This window comes from Acinetobacter sp. TAC-1 (assembly GCF_029025845.1).
Classification (GTDB): domain Bacteria; phylum Pseudomonadota; class Gammaproteobacteria; order Pseudomonadales; family Moraxellaceae; genus Acinetobacter; species Acinetobacter guillouiae.
Map to the genome: position 1 here is coordinate 1,013,405 of NZ_CP118892.1, position 17,161 is coordinate 1,030,565.

The following is a 17,161-nucleotide window of genomic DNA, read 5'->3' on the forward strand; positions in this document are numbered from 1 at the left end:
TTAAAAAATGCTTTGATACTCACCTAACTCAACTTGAACTGATTTGATACGGGTGTAATGCCCAAGTGTGGTTAAACCATTTTCACGACCGACACCTGATTGCTTATAGCCACCCACTGGCATTTCAGCAGGGGATTCGCCCCATGTGTTGATCCAGCAAATACCTGCTTCGATTTGATGAATAATACGATGTGCTTTGGTGATGTCTTGTGTCACAACACCCGCTGCTAAACCAAAAGTGGTGTCATTGGCACGACGAATGACTTCTTCTTCAGTTTCATAACTGAGAATGCTCATGACAGGACCAAAGATTTCTTCTTCAACAATGCGCATATCATCTTGGCAGTCACTGAAAACTGTCGGTAACACATAAGCACCTTGCGCCAATTCAGCTTCTGTCGCACGGCCACCGCCAATCAGCAGTTTGGCACCTTGTTGTTTGCCTGACTCAATGAAAGACAAGACTTTTTCCATATGCGGGAAGCTGGTGAGGGGACCAAAGTTGGTTTGCTCAGCCATTGGATCGCCGATACGGATCCGTTTTACCCGTTCTACAATAGCGGCTTCAAAATCTGCCAACAGTGCTTTTGGAACAAAGACACGTGTACCATTGGTACAGACTTGACCTGAACTAAAGAAGTTTGCCATCACCGCAATGTCTGCTGCACGATTGAGGTCAGCATCATCACAAATAATTAAAGGGGATTTACCGCCGAGTTCCATGGTCACTTCTTTGAGTGTAGAACCTGCGGCACTTGCCATAACTTTCTTGCCTGTTTCAACACCACCAGTGAAAGAAATTTTTTCAATAATTGGATGTTCAGTTAACCATTGTCCAATCTCACGGCCTGCACCTTGTACCACGTTAAATACGCCATCTGGTAGTCCAGCTTCAGTATAGATTTCAGCAAGTTTAAATACGCTCAGCGGTGTGGTTTCACTTGGTTTAAAGATCATGGCATTCCCAGCAGCTAGGGCAGGGGCAGATTTCCATAATGCGATTTGAATTGGATAGTTCCAAGCACCGATTCCCGCGACAACACCAAGTGGTTCACGACGGGTATAGAAAAAGCTTGATTCACGAAGCGGAACTTGCTCTCCCTGAATTGCAGTCGCAAGACCTGCGTAATATTCGAGTACATCGGCACCGGTGACAATATCAACGGTCGATGTTTCGCTATAGGCTTTACCTGTATCGAGGGTTTCTAAGCGAGCGAGTTCATCATTACGCTCACGTAAGATGTCGACAGCGTGACGTAAAATACGAGAACGCTCCATCGCTGTCATTGCGGCCCAAATTTTTTGACCTTGTTGTGCGCTTTGAACAGCCGCTTCTATGTCTTGTTGTGATGCTTGTTGAAGGGTTGCGATCACTTCACCGTTGGCAGGGTTAATACTGGTAAAGGTCTTACCACTGGTCGCTGCTACATAGCGACCATGGATGTACAATTGATGAACTTGTGAATCACTCATTCTGTCTCTCCTGCAAAGGTTTTTTCGCAAATTGCAATTGCGTTTTTACATAATCGTAAGCAATGGAACGCGCCAGCTGGCTGTCAAATTCATCATGACTGCTTAAACTGCCACGTAACCATAATCCGTCAATCAATGCCGCTAAACCACGAGCGGCAATGCTTGCCTGTTCTTTGTCCAATAACTTGAGAAAGTGAAACTTCAAGTTTGAATACAGGCGTTGATCATTAATTTGTTGCAAGCGCCCAAGTTCGGGTAGGTGCATGCTTGCAGACCAAAAGTCTAACCAGATGCGCATGGCTTGTTTATTGACCTGACTAATATCAAAGTTAGAATCAATAATCGCTTTAAGTTGGCTTTCTGGATGCTCGTCTGCTTCAGTTTTATTTTGGTCGGTTTTACGACGTAAAACATTCAGCATTTCTTGCATGCAGGTATTTATTAATCCCTGTTTATCACCAAAATAGTGACTCACAATACCTGTGGATAGCTCGGCTTTCTTTGCGATTTGTGCAATGGTCATATTGGATAAGCCCACTTCATAAATCACATCAAATGCGGCGTTAATAATTTCTTCACGTCGCACATGCTCTGGTTTGACTCTACGTTTTGTCATGTATATCCACTTAAAGTGCTGAAAAGGCACTTTTTATTTAACATTACTCAATGTAGAACATCTTAGCATTTTTTTATAATACTTTTTATTGATTGAACGTTCAATCAATAAAAAGTATAATCTGCAAAAATCAATAATTTTTTGATGAGTAATAAGAAATGTAAGTGTATACATCAACATTCTGATCCAACAGGATGTTCAGTAAAAATAGTACATATCCTATTATTTTTTTAAGAAAATACACCGATTGCAAGGAGCAATAGCATGGTGTCAAATAGCCATAAAGGATATTCGTCCGAACGGATTCGATTAAATTTATTTGTGTTTGGAAGTTCTGCAATCAGTATCGGTATTTTTGGCCTATTGTTTGTTTTATTTCCAGAAAGAAGTCAGTTTTGGCTGACCTATGTGCAAGAGCAGGCCAATCAACTCTTTGGTTGGTATTACATGCTGGTGATTGTGGCATGTCTGGGTTTTGTCGGATGGTTGGCTTTTTCACGTGCTGGACAACTTCCACTTGGAAAAGATGGTGATAAACCTGAGTTTGGTTACTTGGCTTGGGTGTCTATGCTGTTTTCAGCAGGTATCGGCATTGCCTTACTGTATTATGGTGTTGCTGAACCTGTCGATCATTTCTTAAGACCACCTGAAGGCGAGGGCGGCACAATCCAAGCTGCCAGAGATGCCATGATGTATAGCTTTTTACATTGGGGTATACATGGTTGGGTGCTCTATGCCTTATTGGGTGTCACCTTGGGCTATTTTGCCTTTCGCTTAGATTTACCTCTGGCTTTACGTTCTGCGCTTTATCCAATTTTTGGCGATCGGATCTATGGTTTGATCGGCGACTTTGTGGATGGTTTTGGGATTTTAGCCACGGTGATTTCTTTGGTCACCAACCTAGGTATTGGTGCACTGGTGTTGGTTTCGGGCATCAGCTATTTAGTCCCAGCCATTCCAGACAACAATGTTACCCTGATTGCAGTGGTATTGGTGATGATGTCTGTTGCGACCATCACCACAGTGGTGGGGATTGAAAAAGGACTGGCTTGGCTTTCACGGATTAACTTACGTTTACTCTATGCGTTACTGTTATTTGTGTTCTTAACTGGACCCACCAATCATTTACTCAATGGTTTGGTACAGAACGTGGGTGACTATCTCAACCATTTTGTCGCGAAAAGTTTTGATGTGTATTTATACAATCCACAAGCGAAAGGCTGGCTCGGTTCTTGGACAGTGTTTTATTGGGCTTGGTGGATTGCTTGGGCACCTTTCGTTGGGATGTTTATTGCGCGTATTTCAAAAGGGCGCACCATTCGTGAAGTGGTCTTGGGTGTGTGCCTGATCCCTTTAGGCTTTACTTTGGCTTGGATTTCAATTTTCGGAAATACTGCAATTGATTTAATTTTGAATCAAAAACAAAAAGTTTTGGGCGATATGGTTCTTACCGATCCAGCTTTGTCTTTGTTTAAATTGCTCGAATATTTACCTTTTAATCCTTATGTGGCTGGGATTGTTGTGGTGATTTGTTTTGTACTGTTCTTGACCCCAGTGGGTTCGGGTACGCTGATGATTGCAAATCTATCTACAAAAGGTGGAAGCAATGAAAGTGATTCACCGATTTGGTTGCGAATTTTCTGGTCTGTGGTGATTACGATTGTCAGTATTGGTTTACTGTTAGCAGGTAGTTTCCATTCGATGCAAAGTGCCGTGGTGCTATGTGGTTTACCATTCTCAGTGATTATTTTGCTGTATATGTTTGGTTTAACCAAAGCAATTAATCAGGACTTAGCCAGCCCGCAACCGCCACAAGCTGTCAATAAAACGACTGATTCTTCTGAACCCGTCAAATAAAAGTCAGAAATTAAGGTCTGTTGACAATTCGTCTACACAGGCTGAGCAATGAATAATAAAAAAGACTCGGATCGCGAGATCCGAGTCGGCTGCTGTCAATTGTGTTCAATCATCATTGAGTTAGGCCATAATAAAGCCAGAACATCGATCTCAAGAATTGAGATTTCCATTTCAAATACTCCCCTAAATAACCGTCTTAAGAAAAGTGAGATGGGGTGATTTAAATCGGGCAATGGCTTGATTTAAACAGGCATATCTAGATCATCAAATGTTTCTAGTGTTTTACCTTGCTCTAGATGTTTTTGATAATATGCGACTCGGCTCAGATCTAATGTTGAGCTGGACATGCCGACATTCCAATAGCCCGCTACACGAATATCATCTTTATTCAAATGACTGTGTTGGGTAAACAGCTTACGTATCGCTCTTGCTTCATTACGTTCACAGGCTGCCCAAACGCTTATATCTTCACGATCTTTAAACTGCGCGGCAACTTTAAGTAGCATGCCCAATTTACCCGCTTGCTGTGGTTTTTTCCGATAGAGTAAATGCATATTTACTCCATGATGTTTTGGCAAATCATCAATAATATTGGCTTCACAACTTTCAATATAAATCTCTCCCTGAATCCCCAGTTGCCAATGCTGTAAAATTGAATAGACGGCAGGAATGGCGGTTTCGTCAGCAAACATCACCATGCGTTTGGCTGGGGTAAAGTTGGGGAGAAAGTGCGGTCTTGGACCCGTAAGTTGAATTTTAGTGCCAATTTTTGCTGAATCTAGCCAAAGCATTGCTGGACTTGGGTCAGCATGTAGAACAAAGTCAATTTCAATTTGACGGGTACTTGGATCAAAGCAACGCACGGTATATACACGTGATATAGGTAAGCTGTCTGCTTGTTGATGCACTTCTAAACGAATGGCAAGGTTGGGTGTTGTCCATAAGTCTGGCTGTGTTGTATTAATTTCCCCCCGAATACGTACAATTGATGGGAAGGGATGAGAAATCGCCGTTATCGTCATCTCAATGACTTCCAGATTCCGCATATGATCATCTTGTTTCAGTATCGTTTTTTGGTCTGATACTGTTTTTTTGTCTGAAACCGTTTTTTGATCTAAAGTTGTTTTTTGATCTGATGTCGTTTGTTGTTGGCTATTCATTATTAAGTCTACCTATATTTATTGAGCAATAAACCACAATTGCCTTTCTTTCAGTGCTGAGCGGATCGAGAAGATCTGTATGGTGTTAAATGTAAAATATAATCATTATCATTTAAATGGTATTTATGTTTAAATTACTTATATATTAATTTTAGCGATTGATTTATTGCCGAGAGTGGTGAGATTGTGAGGCGTTGTAATATTGATCAGGCTCATGGTTTATTTTAATTACGTGAAAAATATATTAATTTTAATCTTGAAATTTTTTATATAGTCAAATCACCTAATTATTTCATACAAGTGATTTGCATCAAGTCATTGAGCATAAATGAAGCTTATGTTTTTGTATTAACTTTTAAAAATTGTTGGTTATCAATTCATTTTTATACTTTTGAATCATAGCTGGTGATCCTACCGTGAGGCGACATGGATGTCGCCGTTGGGCGGGGGTACAGGACGTACCCCTCGCCCAATAGAAGATTTTTGTCACTTTTCATCTCTGAAAAGTGAGGCATCGCCTACGCAAAGGGATTTAAACTTTGAATGTAAGATATAGCAGTGTAAGCTTTTATATAATTAAACAATATTATTTCTTCATATGCTTGATTTAATTAAAAATATTAATTAAGAGAAATTATATTATTGTGTCTGATTTTTTTTGACAGGTTGACTATATTTACCGTGCATTTTCTGTCGTTGGCCTTAAAAATTAGTCTTAGATCGATTCACTTATTATTTTTTATACACAGCAACTTTATAGCCTTAAACATCAGGGCAAAACAGTGCTGTGCTATCAGTTGTGCAATAAAATCTTTAATCTCATTGAGCCTAAAGTAATTTTAAAAAATACGCGCGATGCTGACTTTGTTCAGGCAATAATTCCAGTACCCGTTGTATTGCATCATTGCGTTCAGGAAGACGACTAATAATTTTTAAAAGTGGGTCAATATCCTGAATTTGATAAATCAGATGACTTAAACGCGCATCGAAACAATCACGCCATGTGGTCAAGAAAGGGCTTTCTGATTTTGCCAAAAAACTACCCTTATAAAGTGAAAATGTACTGGCGAGAAAACCTGCATTGAGGGACTGTTCAGCTCTGGTAAAGTCGGTTTGAATCTCACAAACTAACTTATAAGGGCGCGATAAAATACAGTTGGGGAGCAAAGTGCGTAATTGTGACATTTCTGCTTTTAATGTTTTTTCACTAATGTCCCGATCACCGTATAACGCATAGTGCAGTTCATCTAGGTTAATACCCTCTGGGTGTAACACAAGAATGCATAGAATTTCAATTTGTCGATGGGTCAAAGTTAAAAGCTGTTGGTTAAATTGAACTTTGGGTGTACCAAAAACTTTGAGGTAAAGCATGTTTTTTTGTTCAAATTGAATCGCACGTTGAACCAACTCTGCGCAGCGCTCTACAGCCAATACACCCAGTGAAGTATGCTTCTTGTACTTGGTCGATAAATTAATCACACCATGAAATTGTCCAGATACAGGGTCAACAATCGGCGCGGCATAACAAACCCAATCCTGTACACTATTCATCTGATTTTCATGTGAATAAACACAGCTAGAGAGATGATTATTTAAAGCCAAACCAATCGCATTTGTACCGACAGCCTGTGTTGACCAATGTCCACCTTCGACAAAATGCACTTGCTCCGCAGAGGAGAGCATAGCACGGCTGCTCCATGTCCAAAGTAATGTGCCATGATGATCTGTGATTCCAATTGCCATTTCAGAATCATCTGCAATTTTTAGTAAATCCGCATAATTATGTTGAAGAGAACGACGAAACAGTGATGGTTCTGGTTCGGGAGGTAAAGCGAGAAGTGGCGCAGCAGTGACGGATTCGATATTGACAAAATGTGTGGTCTGTAAACGAAGCGCTTGTGGCTGTAATTGATTCAATAGCTTCATATCATATTCCTTTATGATGAATGGTTATGCCATTAATACCTTGTATTCATTTTTATTAATTCATTTGTCTCACTTTAGAAGCTAATGTTTCACTTTGAAATGAGTTTTCTGCTCACAAATGTTAAATAAAGTTACCAATAAAAAGACAGCGTATTCTTTTTATTACTCATTGTTTAATGTTTGGGCGTCCATATTCACTTTAACACTGAATCATCCTAAATTTCTGTGGCAATAATTTCTGTGGCAATGTTTTCCCGTGTAAACGGCTTGGGTACAGGTTCGCCCTTGTATTGACGATCAGCAAAATAGCTGGAACGAACCATTGGCGCACTCCATATATTTTTAAACCCTAATAACTCACCATGTGCTTGATAATGTTCAAACTCTTTCAAAGAAACAAAACGATGTATTGGGGCATGAGATTTAGATGGCTGTAAGTATTGACCTATGGTGACATAGTCTACCTGATAGTCACTGAGGTCATTCAGCAACACAATAACTTCTGCTTCGACTTCACCCAATCCCACCATCAAGCCACATTTCGTTGCGATGTCTGGGCGTAAATGCTTAAACCGTTTTAACAGTTCCAGTGAATGTTGATAATCTGAACCCGGACGCATTGCACGGTACAAACGAGGGACCGTTTCAATATTATGATTAAATACATCTGGCGGGGTTTCGCTCAGAATGTTGAGGGCAACTTCTAATCTGCCCCGAAAATCAGGGACTAAAATCTCAATCAGCGTATCTGGGCTACTTTTACGGATTTCTCGAATACATGCAGCAAAGTGTTGTGCTCCACCGTCAAGAAGATCATCACGGTCTACTGAGGTAATCACCACATAGTTTAAATTTAGATTTTTAACGGTTTCTGCTAAATGTTTCGGTTCATCAGCATCTAAAATATTGGGACGTCCATGGGCCACATCACAAAATGGGCATCGACGGGTACAAATATCTCCCATAATCATAAAGGTCGCTGTTCCACCACCAAAGCATTGTGGCAAATTGGGGCACGCGGCTTCTTCACATACGGTATGTAGTTTTTGTTGACGTAATAAATTTTTAATACGTTGCACTTCTTCAGGCTGGCTGATCTTGGCGCGAATCCATTCAGGCTTTTGTGGGATCTGCTCAGTACTGATAATTTTTACTGGAATACGTGCCAATTTATCTGCACCACGTAGTTTTTGTCCCGTGGTAACTGAAACTTTTAAATCCATTTTAAATAGTCCATTAAATAAAATAATTAAATATAAAATGACATTTTTATCTATGTTGTCAAATATATTTAAAATGTTTATCAATATAATAAAAGAGTGCAAAATATTAATATTATAAAATAAAGGTTGGTTAAAGGTTTGATTTTTTAAATTTTTGAAAATTATAAAAATTTACAAATATTTTTTGCTTTATAAGGTACTGTTTTTAATATTTTTATTGTGTTTTATAAAGAAATATTTTTTTAGTCTAATATTAATTTTGAATGAAATAATTTTATATAAATATACGGATTTTAAACACCAGTGTTTATTTTTAAATATATGGTTTTTACTTTTAACTGTGAGCATGAAGGAATAAGTATATGCAATTAACGGAAGAGCAATTGCTAGCAGCATACAGACGGATGCGAGATATTCGTGAGTTTGAGGATCGACTTCACGATGAAAATAATACAGGTGATATTCCCGGATTTATCCATCTTTACAGTGGTGAAGAAGCGGTAGCCGTTGGGATTTGTGAAAATTTGACCGACAAGGATTTTATTACCTCAACCCATCGTGGTCACGGTCACTGCATTGCCAAAGGATGTGATATTCACGGCATGATGTTGGAAATTTTTGGTAAAGACGATGGTTTGTGCCGCGGCAAAGGCGGTTCAATGCATATTGCTGATTTAGACAAAGGTATGTTGGGAGCCAACGGTATTGTTGGTGGTGGGCCGCCTTTGGCAATTGGTGCTGCGTTAACCGCAAAAACCTTAAAGACGGGTGGAATTGGTCTGTCATTTACTGGGGATGGTGGTTCTAACCAAGGTTTGACCTTTGAAGCCATGAATATGGCTGTGGTTTTAAAACTCCCAGTGATTTTTGTTTTTGAAAATAATGGTTTTGGTGAAGGGACTGCGCATGATTATGCAGTCGGAAGCAAAGATATTGCTGGTCGTGCTGCGGCTTTTGGGATGCCTGCTGAAAAAGTAGATGGGACAGATTTCTTTGCTGTGTATGAGGTCGCCCAAAAAGCCATTGAACGTGCACGTCGTGGCGAAGGCCCAAGTGTGATTGAAACCATTACCAATCGTTTTTATGGACACTTTGAAGGTGACCCAGGACTGATTCGTTCAAAAGAAGAGCTCGATTATGTCAAAGAGCATAAAGATCCGTTGAAAATTTTCCGTGAAAAAGTCAAAGGCAAGATTGCTGAAGCCACACTGGATGCAATTGATGTTGAATCAAAAGCCAATGTCGATGCTGCTGTCGCAAAAGCACGTGCTGCCAATTATCCAGAACTTTCTCAACTTCTTACCGACGTTTATGTCTCTTACTAAAGGAATAGTAAAGCAATGCCAAATAAAAGTTATCGAAACGCGATTAAAGAAGCGATTGAATCAGAAATGCGCCGTGACCCAAGCGTGATTGTTGTCGGTGAAGATGTCCGTGGCGGGCATGGCGGTAAAAATACGGATGACAATAAACTCGAAGGCTTTGGCGGCGTACTTGGTGTCACCAAAGGGCTATGGACAGAGTTTGGCTCTGAGCGTGTGATCGATACCCCGATTACTGAATCTGCAATTATTGGAATGGCGGCAGGGGCTGCTGCAACAGGTTTACGACCTGTGGCTGACCTGATGTTTATGGACTTCTATGGCGTATGTCATGACATGTTGTATAACCAAGCGGCCAAATTTCGTTATATGTTTGGTGGAAAAGCCAAAGCGCCTTTGGTGGTTCGAGGCATGATCGGCGCAGGCTTTTCTGCTGCCGCGCAACATTCACAATCCCCGTATAACGTGTTTGCTGCTGTACCTGGTTTAAAAGTCGTGGTGCCATCTAGTGCGTATGATGTAAAAGGCTTATTGATTCAAGCCATCCGTGATGATGATCCCGTGGTGTTTTGTGAACATAAATTGCTTTATGACATCAAAGGTGAAGTTCCTGATGAACCATATACCATTCCTTTTGGTGTAGCAAATTACACCCGTGAAGGAACCGATGTCACGATTATTGCACTAAGTTTAATGGTGCATCGTGCCAATGAAGTCGCGGATAAGCTTGCCAAGGAGGGGATTTCCGTCGAAGTTGTCGATCCACGAACGATTTCTCCATTGGATGAAGAAGGCATTTTAGAATCTGTCGCGTCAACAGGGCGTGTGGTGATTGTTGATGAGTCTGCTGCCCGTTGTGGTTTTGGGCATGATGTGGCTGCATTGATTGCACAAAAAGGCTTTCATTATCTCAAAGCACCCATTGAACTGGTGACACCACCGCATTCACCTGTGCCATTTTCACCCGTATTAGAAAAACAATGGCTACCAAGTGTAGAACGTATCGAACAGGCTGTACGTAAAACGTTGGAGGCTTAGGATGAGCGAAATTAAAACTTTAGAAATCCCAAAATGGGGTTTGTCGATGGAAGAGGGCACCATTGCCCAATGGTTGATTCAAGAAGGTGAGCAGTTTAGTAAAGGACAAGAAATTTGTGAAATTGAAACCACAAAAATCGTCAATGTCCTTGAAGCACCGTTTGATAGTACCTTGCGTAAAATCACTGCCAATAATGGCGATACTTTAGTGGTTGGCGGGATCATTGCAATTTGTGCAGATGCGCAAGTTTCTGATGCTGAAATTGATGCCTTTGCTCAATCTTTGGCTGGTGCACCTATTGTCAATGAAAGCAAAGCTGTTGAAGTGGTTACTGAAAAGCTGACAGCGACTCAGCCTGAAACCAAGACACAAGCTGTGCCTAAACCGAATCATACTGAGCAGGTATCAAAAGCTGTTGCCCAAAATGGCTATGTAATTCCTGCAGCATTACAAGGTTATCAACCTGTTGAGGATGTTTTTGCAACACCGCATGCCTTGAAATTGGCTGAAAAGCATCAAGTGAATTTGGCGCTGGTTTCAGGCTCAGGGCGTGAAGGTCGTATCAGTGTGCAAGACATTCAAACCGCAGTTCAAGCTGCGGGTGGATCATGGCCCGATATTCGACAGCAACCGAGTGGTAAAGTGGCGAAATCTAAAGCAGATGATAGCCAAGTGTTGGCAACACCAGTTGCACGTCGTTTAGCCAAACAATGGGGTATAAATTTACATGACTGCCGTGCCTCAGGATCCAGAGGGCGTATTTGTAAGGAAGATGTTGAAGCAGTTTATCAGCGTGAAAACCCTGCACCTGCCCAAAATAGCACTGATGTAGCGCTGACGGAAACTGCCAAGGTGACCACCATTGCGATGAATGGTATGCGTAAAGCCATTGCTTCACGCTTACAGGCAGCAAAACGTAATGCACCACACTTCCGTTTAACCGTAAATTTAAATGTAGATGCCATTCAGGGATTACGTCAGCAGATTAATGCCACTGTGCCGCAAGTGAAATTGTCAATCAATGACATGCTGATTAAAGCGGCAGCAGCTGCATTGATCAAAGTGCCACAGGTCAATGTTCAGTTTGATGAAGAGAATCAGCAGATTTTGCAGTTCGATCAGGCGGATATCTCTGTTGCCGTAGCGATTGAAAATGGCCTTATCACTCCAATCATTAAAGCTGCCAATACCAAGTCTTTGGCACAAATTTCCAATGATATGCGTGATCTTGCAACACGTGCCAAAACTGGCAAATTGGCGCCTGATGAATTTCAGGGCGGTAGTTTCAGTATTTCGAATTTAGGTATGCTCGGCGTTCAACAGTTTGACGCGATTATTAACCCTCCCCAAGGTGCGATTTTAGCTTTAGGTGCAGCAGAAAAACGGGCAATAGTTGAAAATGAGAGCATCGTGATTCGACAGATGGTGACCGCGACCTTGTCCTGTGATCATCGGGTAATTGATGGTGCGTTAGGCGCACAGTTCTTGGCAGCATTTAAGCAGTTTGTTGAAAATCCTGCATTGATTTTGGTGTAGGAGCATGAGCATGTCAGACACACAATTTGATCTTATTGTGATAGGCGCTGGTCCAGGAGGCTATGTGGCTGCGATTCGTGCAGCCCAACTGGGCTTAAAAACCGCCATTGTTGAAAAACAGCATTTGGGTGGCATTTGCCTGAATTGGGGCTGTATTCCAACCAAAGCTTTATTGAGTGGCGCGGCACTTGCACAGCAATTTAAACATTCACAACAGTTTGGTTTTTCTTTGGGCGCGATTGATTTTGATATCCAACAACTGGTACGTCATAGCCGTCAGGTGTCTGAACAGTTGGTACAAGGGATTGGGCAATTACTGAAAAAGAATCAAGTTACTGTTTTTAATGCAAGCGCTCAATTTATCGCGAAAGAACGCTTAGAATTGACTGATACAAAGGGTCAAAAACAACAGATTTCTGCACCGCATATTATTGTGGCAACGGGTGCTAGAGCCGCCAATTTAGCGCATGTTCCTGTCGATGGACAGCATGTCTGGAGTTATAAAGAGGCCTTAATCCCAGAACAATTGCCGAAATCACTTCTGGTGATTGGTTCAGGGGCCATTGGCAGCGAGTTTGCCAGTTTATATCAGGACTTAGGTTGCCAAGTCACCTTGGTTGATATTGCCAAACAGATCCTACCCAGTGAAGACCTTGAAGTTGCCAAATATGTGCAAAAGCAATTTGAACAGCATGGCATGACGGTTTTGACTGAAGCGGCTGTACAAAACATCGAAATCGACAAGGGCCAAGTGCATTGTCATGTTGAAACTGCAACTGGTGTACAAATCATCACTGTTGAAAAAGTCCTTTCCGCAATCGGTGTGCAACCCAATACTCAAAATCTGGGTTTAGAAAGATTGGGTATTGAGTTTGAGCATAGTTTTATCAAAGTTGATCCATGGTGTAAGACCAATGTGGTTGGAGTGTATGCCATTGGTGATGTCGCAGGTGCACCATGCTTGGCACATAAAGCCAGTCATGAAGCAATTTTATGCGTGGAGAAAATTGCAGGGCTGGCACATGTACATGCTTTAGATCGTAGCCAAATTCCAGGGTGTATTTTTACCCATCCGCAGGTGGCAAGTATTGGGCTAAGCGAGCAAAAAGCCAAAGCAGCTGGTTTTACAATCAATGTGGGTAAATTCCCTTTACAAGCCAATGGTAAAGCTTTGGCTTTAGGCGAGACCACAGGATTTGTAAAAACCATTTTTAATCAAGAAACAGGGGAATTATTGGGGGCACATATGGTGGGGCATGAGGTCACTGAACATATTCAGGGCTTTGCCATCGCTAAATATTTAGAAGCCACTGATGAAAGCCTAGCACAGGTGATTTTCCCACATCCTACGTTATCTGAGGCGATGCATGAGTCGGTTTTATCGGCAATGCAACGTGCAATCCATATTTAAGGAGTCGCAACATGCCTAGAGGTCTAAACAATAAAGTCGCATTAATTACAGGCGCTGCACAAGGTATAGGACGCGGTATTGCTTTACGCTTGGCACAAGAGGGCGTACATATTGCCTTGGTTGATCTTCACCAAGAAAAGTTAACTGCTGTTCAGCAAGAGATTCAAGCATTTGGGGTAAAAGCCACCACATTTATTGCAGATGTTGCTGATCCTGTACAAATCAGCAGTGCGATTGATCATGCAGAATCGACATTAAATGGCTTTGATATCATTATTAATAATGCAGGCATTGCCCAAGTTCAAGCCTTGGCGGAGGTGAGTCCAGATGAATTTAATCGGATTATGAATATCAATGTAGGTGGTGTGCTGTGGGGGATTCAGGCCGCTGCCGATAAATTTAAACAGCGCCAACATGCTGGCAAAATCATCAATGCATGTTCGATTGCTGGGCATGAAGGTTTTGCCTTGCTTGGTGTCTATTCAGCCACTAAATTTGCCGTTCGTGCCTTGACTCAAACCGCAGCAAAAGAATATGCCAGTGCTGGTATCACGGTAAATAGTTATTGTCCCGGTGTAGTGGGTACAGATATGTGGGTAGAGATAGATCAACGTTTTGCTGATATCACTGGTGCACCCGTTGGTGAAACTTATCAGAAATATGTGGATGGAATTGCTTTAGGACGTGCCGAAACCCCAAATGATGTTGCCGCATTGGTTGCTTTTCTAGCCAGTGAGGATGCTGATTATATTACTGGACAGTCAATTTTGACCGATGGCGGAATGGTTTATCGTTAATACTGGAATGAGGAATGCATCAATGAAAGCAGCTCGTTTTTATGATAAAGGGGATATCCGTATTGAGGATATTCCAGAACCACAGGTACAACTAGGAACTGTTGGAATCCAAGTCGCATGGTGTGGTATTTGTGGCACAGATTTACATGAATTTATCGATGGTCCAATTTTTATTCCTCCGTGTGGTCATCCGCACCCGATTTCGGGTGAAGCTGCACCCGTGACCATGGGGCATGAGTTTTCAGGTGTGGTGTACGCTGTAGGGGATGGCGTGGATGATATTCAGGTGGGGCAACATGTTGTGGTTGAGCCTTATATCATTGCAGATGATGTTCCGACTGGACCATATGACAATTATCACTTGTCAAAAAATATGAATTTTATTGGTCTAGGTGGTCGCGGTGGTGGGCTATCTGAAAAAATTGCGGTACAACGCCGTTGGGTACATCCCATTTCTGACCAAATTCCCTTGGATCAAGCCGCATTGATTGAACCTTTATCTGTCGGACATCATGCTTTTGTAAGAAGTGGAGCACAGTCAGGTGATATTGCCTTGGTTGGTGGAGCGGGCCCGATTGGATTGTTATTGTCTGCAATTTTAAAGGCCAAAGGCTTAACTGTCATCATTACCGAGCTCAGTGCAAAACGTAAAGAAAAAGCCTTAGAAGCAGGTGTTGCCGACTATGTGCTAGATCCGTCTCAAGTGGATGTTGTGGCTGAAGTAATGAAAATCACCCAAGACCGTGGGGTGGATGTGGCTTTTGAATGCAGTAGTGTCAATAAGGTCATGGATACACTGGTGGCAGCCATGAAACCGACCGGTGTGGTGGTGATAGTTTCAATCTGGAGTCATCCTGCAACGATTAATGTGCATAGTGTGGTGATGAAAGAGCTGGATATTCGCGGCACGATTGCCTATGTCAATGATCATCAAGAAACCATTCGCTTGGTTGAGCAAGGTAAAATTAATTTAGAACCTTTTATTACCCAAAGAATTGCTTTAGATGATTTGGTTTCGCAAGGCTTTGAAACCTTGATTCATAACAACGAATCTGCGGTTAAAATTATTGTGCATCCCTAGTAAATTGAGTGTGTCTTTATTCAATGCCAATATTGAGTCAGCAAGCAAATAATGAAAATGATCTGTGAACAAATATAAATGTTGTTCACAGATCGATTTAAGCTGATTTCTGCTGTTGTATTAAGAGTTATTATCACTGAGCTTAACGTTGCTTTGTGAAGCCTTATTCTCTGATGCTTGATGAGCGCCCCAATTAAACTTTTGGGCACAAATCCCAAGACCTACGATAAGTAAGGCCAGTACACTGGTATATGCAACTTCTTTAAAATAAGTTCCTTCAATAACCATTGTAATTAATGCACCAATAATAAAGACAATCACCAGATAGGTCAGCCAAGGAAATAACCACATTTTAAATGGAATATGTTCACCTTCGGCTTCGAGTTTTTTACGTAACTTTAATTGTGAAAAAGCAATTGCGAGATATACATAGAGGGATACTGTACCTGTTGTCAGCATGAGTACATCATAAATATTCATACTTTCAGTCGCGGTAAAATAAACGGCAACGAATGAAAACAGACTCGAAAAAATGACGCCAATCCATGGGCTGTTATTACGATTGGTCAATGCAAAGCTCTTCGGTGCATCTCCTCGTTTAGAAAGCGAATATACCATGCGAGAGCAGGTGTAAAGCGCTGAGTTAAAGCAACTACATACTGAGGTTAACACCACAAAATTGACAATATGACGTGCTTCAGGAATACCCAGTGCTGTTAGGGTTACACTGTATGTCCCCCAAGTTGGATCTTTTAATAAAGGGTTGTTATGTGGAATTAAGCAAACAGTAATCAACATTGAGCCGACATAAAATAAAATGATCCGCCATACGATTGAGTTGGATGCTTTACGGATTTCTTTGGCTGGATTTTTGGTTTCAGCGGCTGCAACAGTCACAATTTCTGCGCCCATATAGGCAAACATTACACCGAGCAAGGCAGTAATGACTGAAGAAAAGCCATTCGGCATAAACCCTTCAGCTGTTAAATATGTAATACCACCGACCATTGCGGCATCACCCCAAGGCCATATATGCAAGATGGCTAAACTTCCGATCACCAAGAATAGAATAATGGCAATGACTTTGATTAAGGCAAACCAAAACTCAAATTCGCCATAGTTTTTAACATCGCGTAAATTAATCCAAACTAAACTTACAATAACAAGGAGCATATAGCCCCAAATGGGAATAAATGGAAACCAGTTATTGAGAATTTTGCCTGCAACAAAGGCTTCCCATCCCATCAGTAAAGTCCAAAAGGACCAATACAGCCAGCCAATTGAAAATCCAGCCCAACGACCAATGGCACGGTCTGCGTAAGTTGAAAATGAGCCACTGTCAGGATTCAGTACTGCCATTTCACCCAGCATACGCATGATCAGTAGAACCAATAATCCGCCGAAAGTGTAGGCAAGGATTGCAGCTGGTCCTGCATCGTAGATCACATTTCCAGAGCCAACAAATAATGCACCGCCAATAACACCGGCAATCGAAATCATAGTGAGGTGGCGGGATTTAAGTCCATTTTTTAAGCCTTGTGGCGAATCTAGCTTGGAAGCAGATTGATTTCCAGTCATATTATTTCCCTTAATATCAAGCATATAATTGCAGTTGAGCGCTATGCTATTTTTTAATGATCTATCCTTTGAAATGCAGCTAAATGATTAAGCACTGAATGAAGATGAGGTTAACTTTGCTCAATCGCATATTTTGTAAACA

At 41.4% G+C, this 17,161-nt stretch carries 13 protein-coding genes; 7 read left to right on the forward strand and 6 right to left on the reverse strand.

The features are described from left to right. Together betB and betI are read right to left on the reverse strand one after the other, a co-directional pair. Nucleotides 1-1,473, reverse strand: a complete 1,473-nt coding sequence (gene betB, locus PYV58_RS04705) for a betaine-aldehyde dehydrogenase (protein WP_034618220.1) — start codon at nucleotides 1,471-1,473, stop codon at nucleotides 1-3. Continuing rightward, the gene (betI, locus tag PYV58_RS04710; RefSeq protein ID WP_004717575.1) at nucleotides 1,466-2,089 is read right to left on the reverse strand and encodes a transcriptional regulator BetI; all 624 of its coding nucleotides are present in this window, start codon (nucleotides 2,087-2,089) and stop codon (nucleotides 1,466-1,468) included. Before betI ends, betB begins: the two co-directional genes overlap by 8 nt. 264 nt (nucleotides 2,090-2,353) lie before the next feature. Here betI and PYV58_RS04715 point away from each other — a divergent pair, with 264 nt between their 5' ends. Continuing rightward, nucleotides 2,354-3,946: a BCCT family transporter gene (locus PYV58_RS04715; RefSeq protein WP_004823430.1), complete on the forward strand. Its 1,593-nt coding sequence runs from the start codon at nucleotides 2,354-2,356 to the stop codon at nucleotides 3,944-3,946. Between the two features lie 242 nt (nucleotides 3,947-4,188). On the opposite strand, the gene PYV58_RS04720 is transcribed toward PYV58_RS04715, so the two are convergent. The 3 genes from PYV58_RS04720 to lipA form a co-directional block, all read right to left on the reverse strand. Further along, complete coding sequence (locus tag PYV58_RS04720; protein WP_034618222.1) at nucleotides 4,189-5,106, reverse strand: siderophore-interacting protein; 918 nt, start codon at nucleotides 5,104-5,106, stop codon at nucleotides 4,189-4,191. An 828-nt stretch (nucleotides 5,107-5,934) separates the two neighbouring features. Further along, complete coding sequence (locus PYV58_RS04725) at nucleotides 5,935-7,032, reverse strand: helix-turn-helix domain-containing protein (protein WP_004823428.1); 1,098 nt, start codon at nucleotides 7,030-7,032, stop codon at nucleotides 5,935-5,937. 215 nt (nucleotides 7,033-7,247) lie between these two features. After that, complete coding sequence (lipA, locus tag PYV58_RS04730; protein WP_004823427.1) at nucleotides 7,248-8,255, reverse strand: lipoyl synthase; 1,008 nt, start codon at nucleotides 8,253-8,255, stop codon at nucleotides 7,248-7,250. Between the two features lie 362 nt (nucleotides 8,256-8,617). On the opposite strand from lipA, the gene PYV58_RS04735 reads away from it, so the two are divergent. Genes PYV58_RS04735 through PYV58_RS04760 form a run of 6 tightly spaced genes read left to right on the forward strand, consistent with a single transcriptional unit; the run spans nucleotide 8,618 to nucleotide 15,441 of the window. Next, entirely contained in the window at nucleotides 8,618-9,580 is a 963-nt protein-coding gene (locus tag PYV58_RS04735) for a thiamine pyrophosphate-dependent dehydrogenase E1 component subunit alpha (RefSeq protein WP_034610596.1), read from the forward strand. Between the two features lie 15 nt (nucleotides 9,581-9,595). Continuing rightward, the gene (locus tag PYV58_RS04740; protein ID WP_004717558.1) at nucleotides 9,596-10,615 is read left to right on the forward strand and encodes an alpha-ketoacid dehydrogenase subunit beta; all 1,020 of its coding nucleotides are present in this window, start codon (nucleotides 9,596-9,598) and stop codon (nucleotides 10,613-10,615) included. Between the two features lies 1 nt (nucleotide 10,616). Beyond that, a complete protein-coding gene (locus PYV58_RS04745) occupies nucleotides 10,617-12,152 on the forward strand; it encodes a 2-oxo acid dehydrogenase subunit E2 (RefSeq protein WP_034610601.1) in 1,536 nt (511 codons plus the stop codon). 10 nt (nucleotides 12,153-12,162) lie between these two features. Next, nucleotides 12,163-13,563 (forward strand): dihydrolipoyl dehydrogenase, encoded by a 1,401-nt coding sequence (gene lpdA, locus PYV58_RS04750; RefSeq protein ID WP_034610863.1) that lies wholly within the window; start codon nucleotides 12,163-12,165, stop codon nucleotides 13,561-13,563. Between the two features lie 11 nt (nucleotides 13,564-13,574). After that, entirely contained in the window at nucleotides 13,575-14,360 is a 786-nt protein-coding gene (locus tag PYV58_RS04755; RefSeq protein WP_004717552.1) for an acetoin reductase, read from the forward strand. A gap of 22 nt (nucleotides 14,361-14,382) precedes the next feature. Beyond that, the gene (locus tag PYV58_RS04760) at nucleotides 14,383-15,441 is read left to right on the forward strand and encodes a 2,3-butanediol dehydrogenase (protein WP_034610607.1); all 1,059 of its coding nucleotides are present in this window, start codon (nucleotides 14,383-14,385) and stop codon (nucleotides 15,439-15,441) included. 120 nt (nucleotides 15,442-15,561) lie between these two features. On the opposite strand, the gene PYV58_RS04765 is transcribed toward PYV58_RS04760, so the two are convergent. Continuing rightward, complete coding sequence (locus tag PYV58_RS04765; protein ID WP_004823420.1) at nucleotides 15,562-17,019, reverse strand: amino acid permease; 1,458 nt, start codon at nucleotides 17,017-17,019, stop codon at nucleotides 15,562-15,564. Nucleotides 17,020-17,161: the final 142 nt, after the last annotated feature.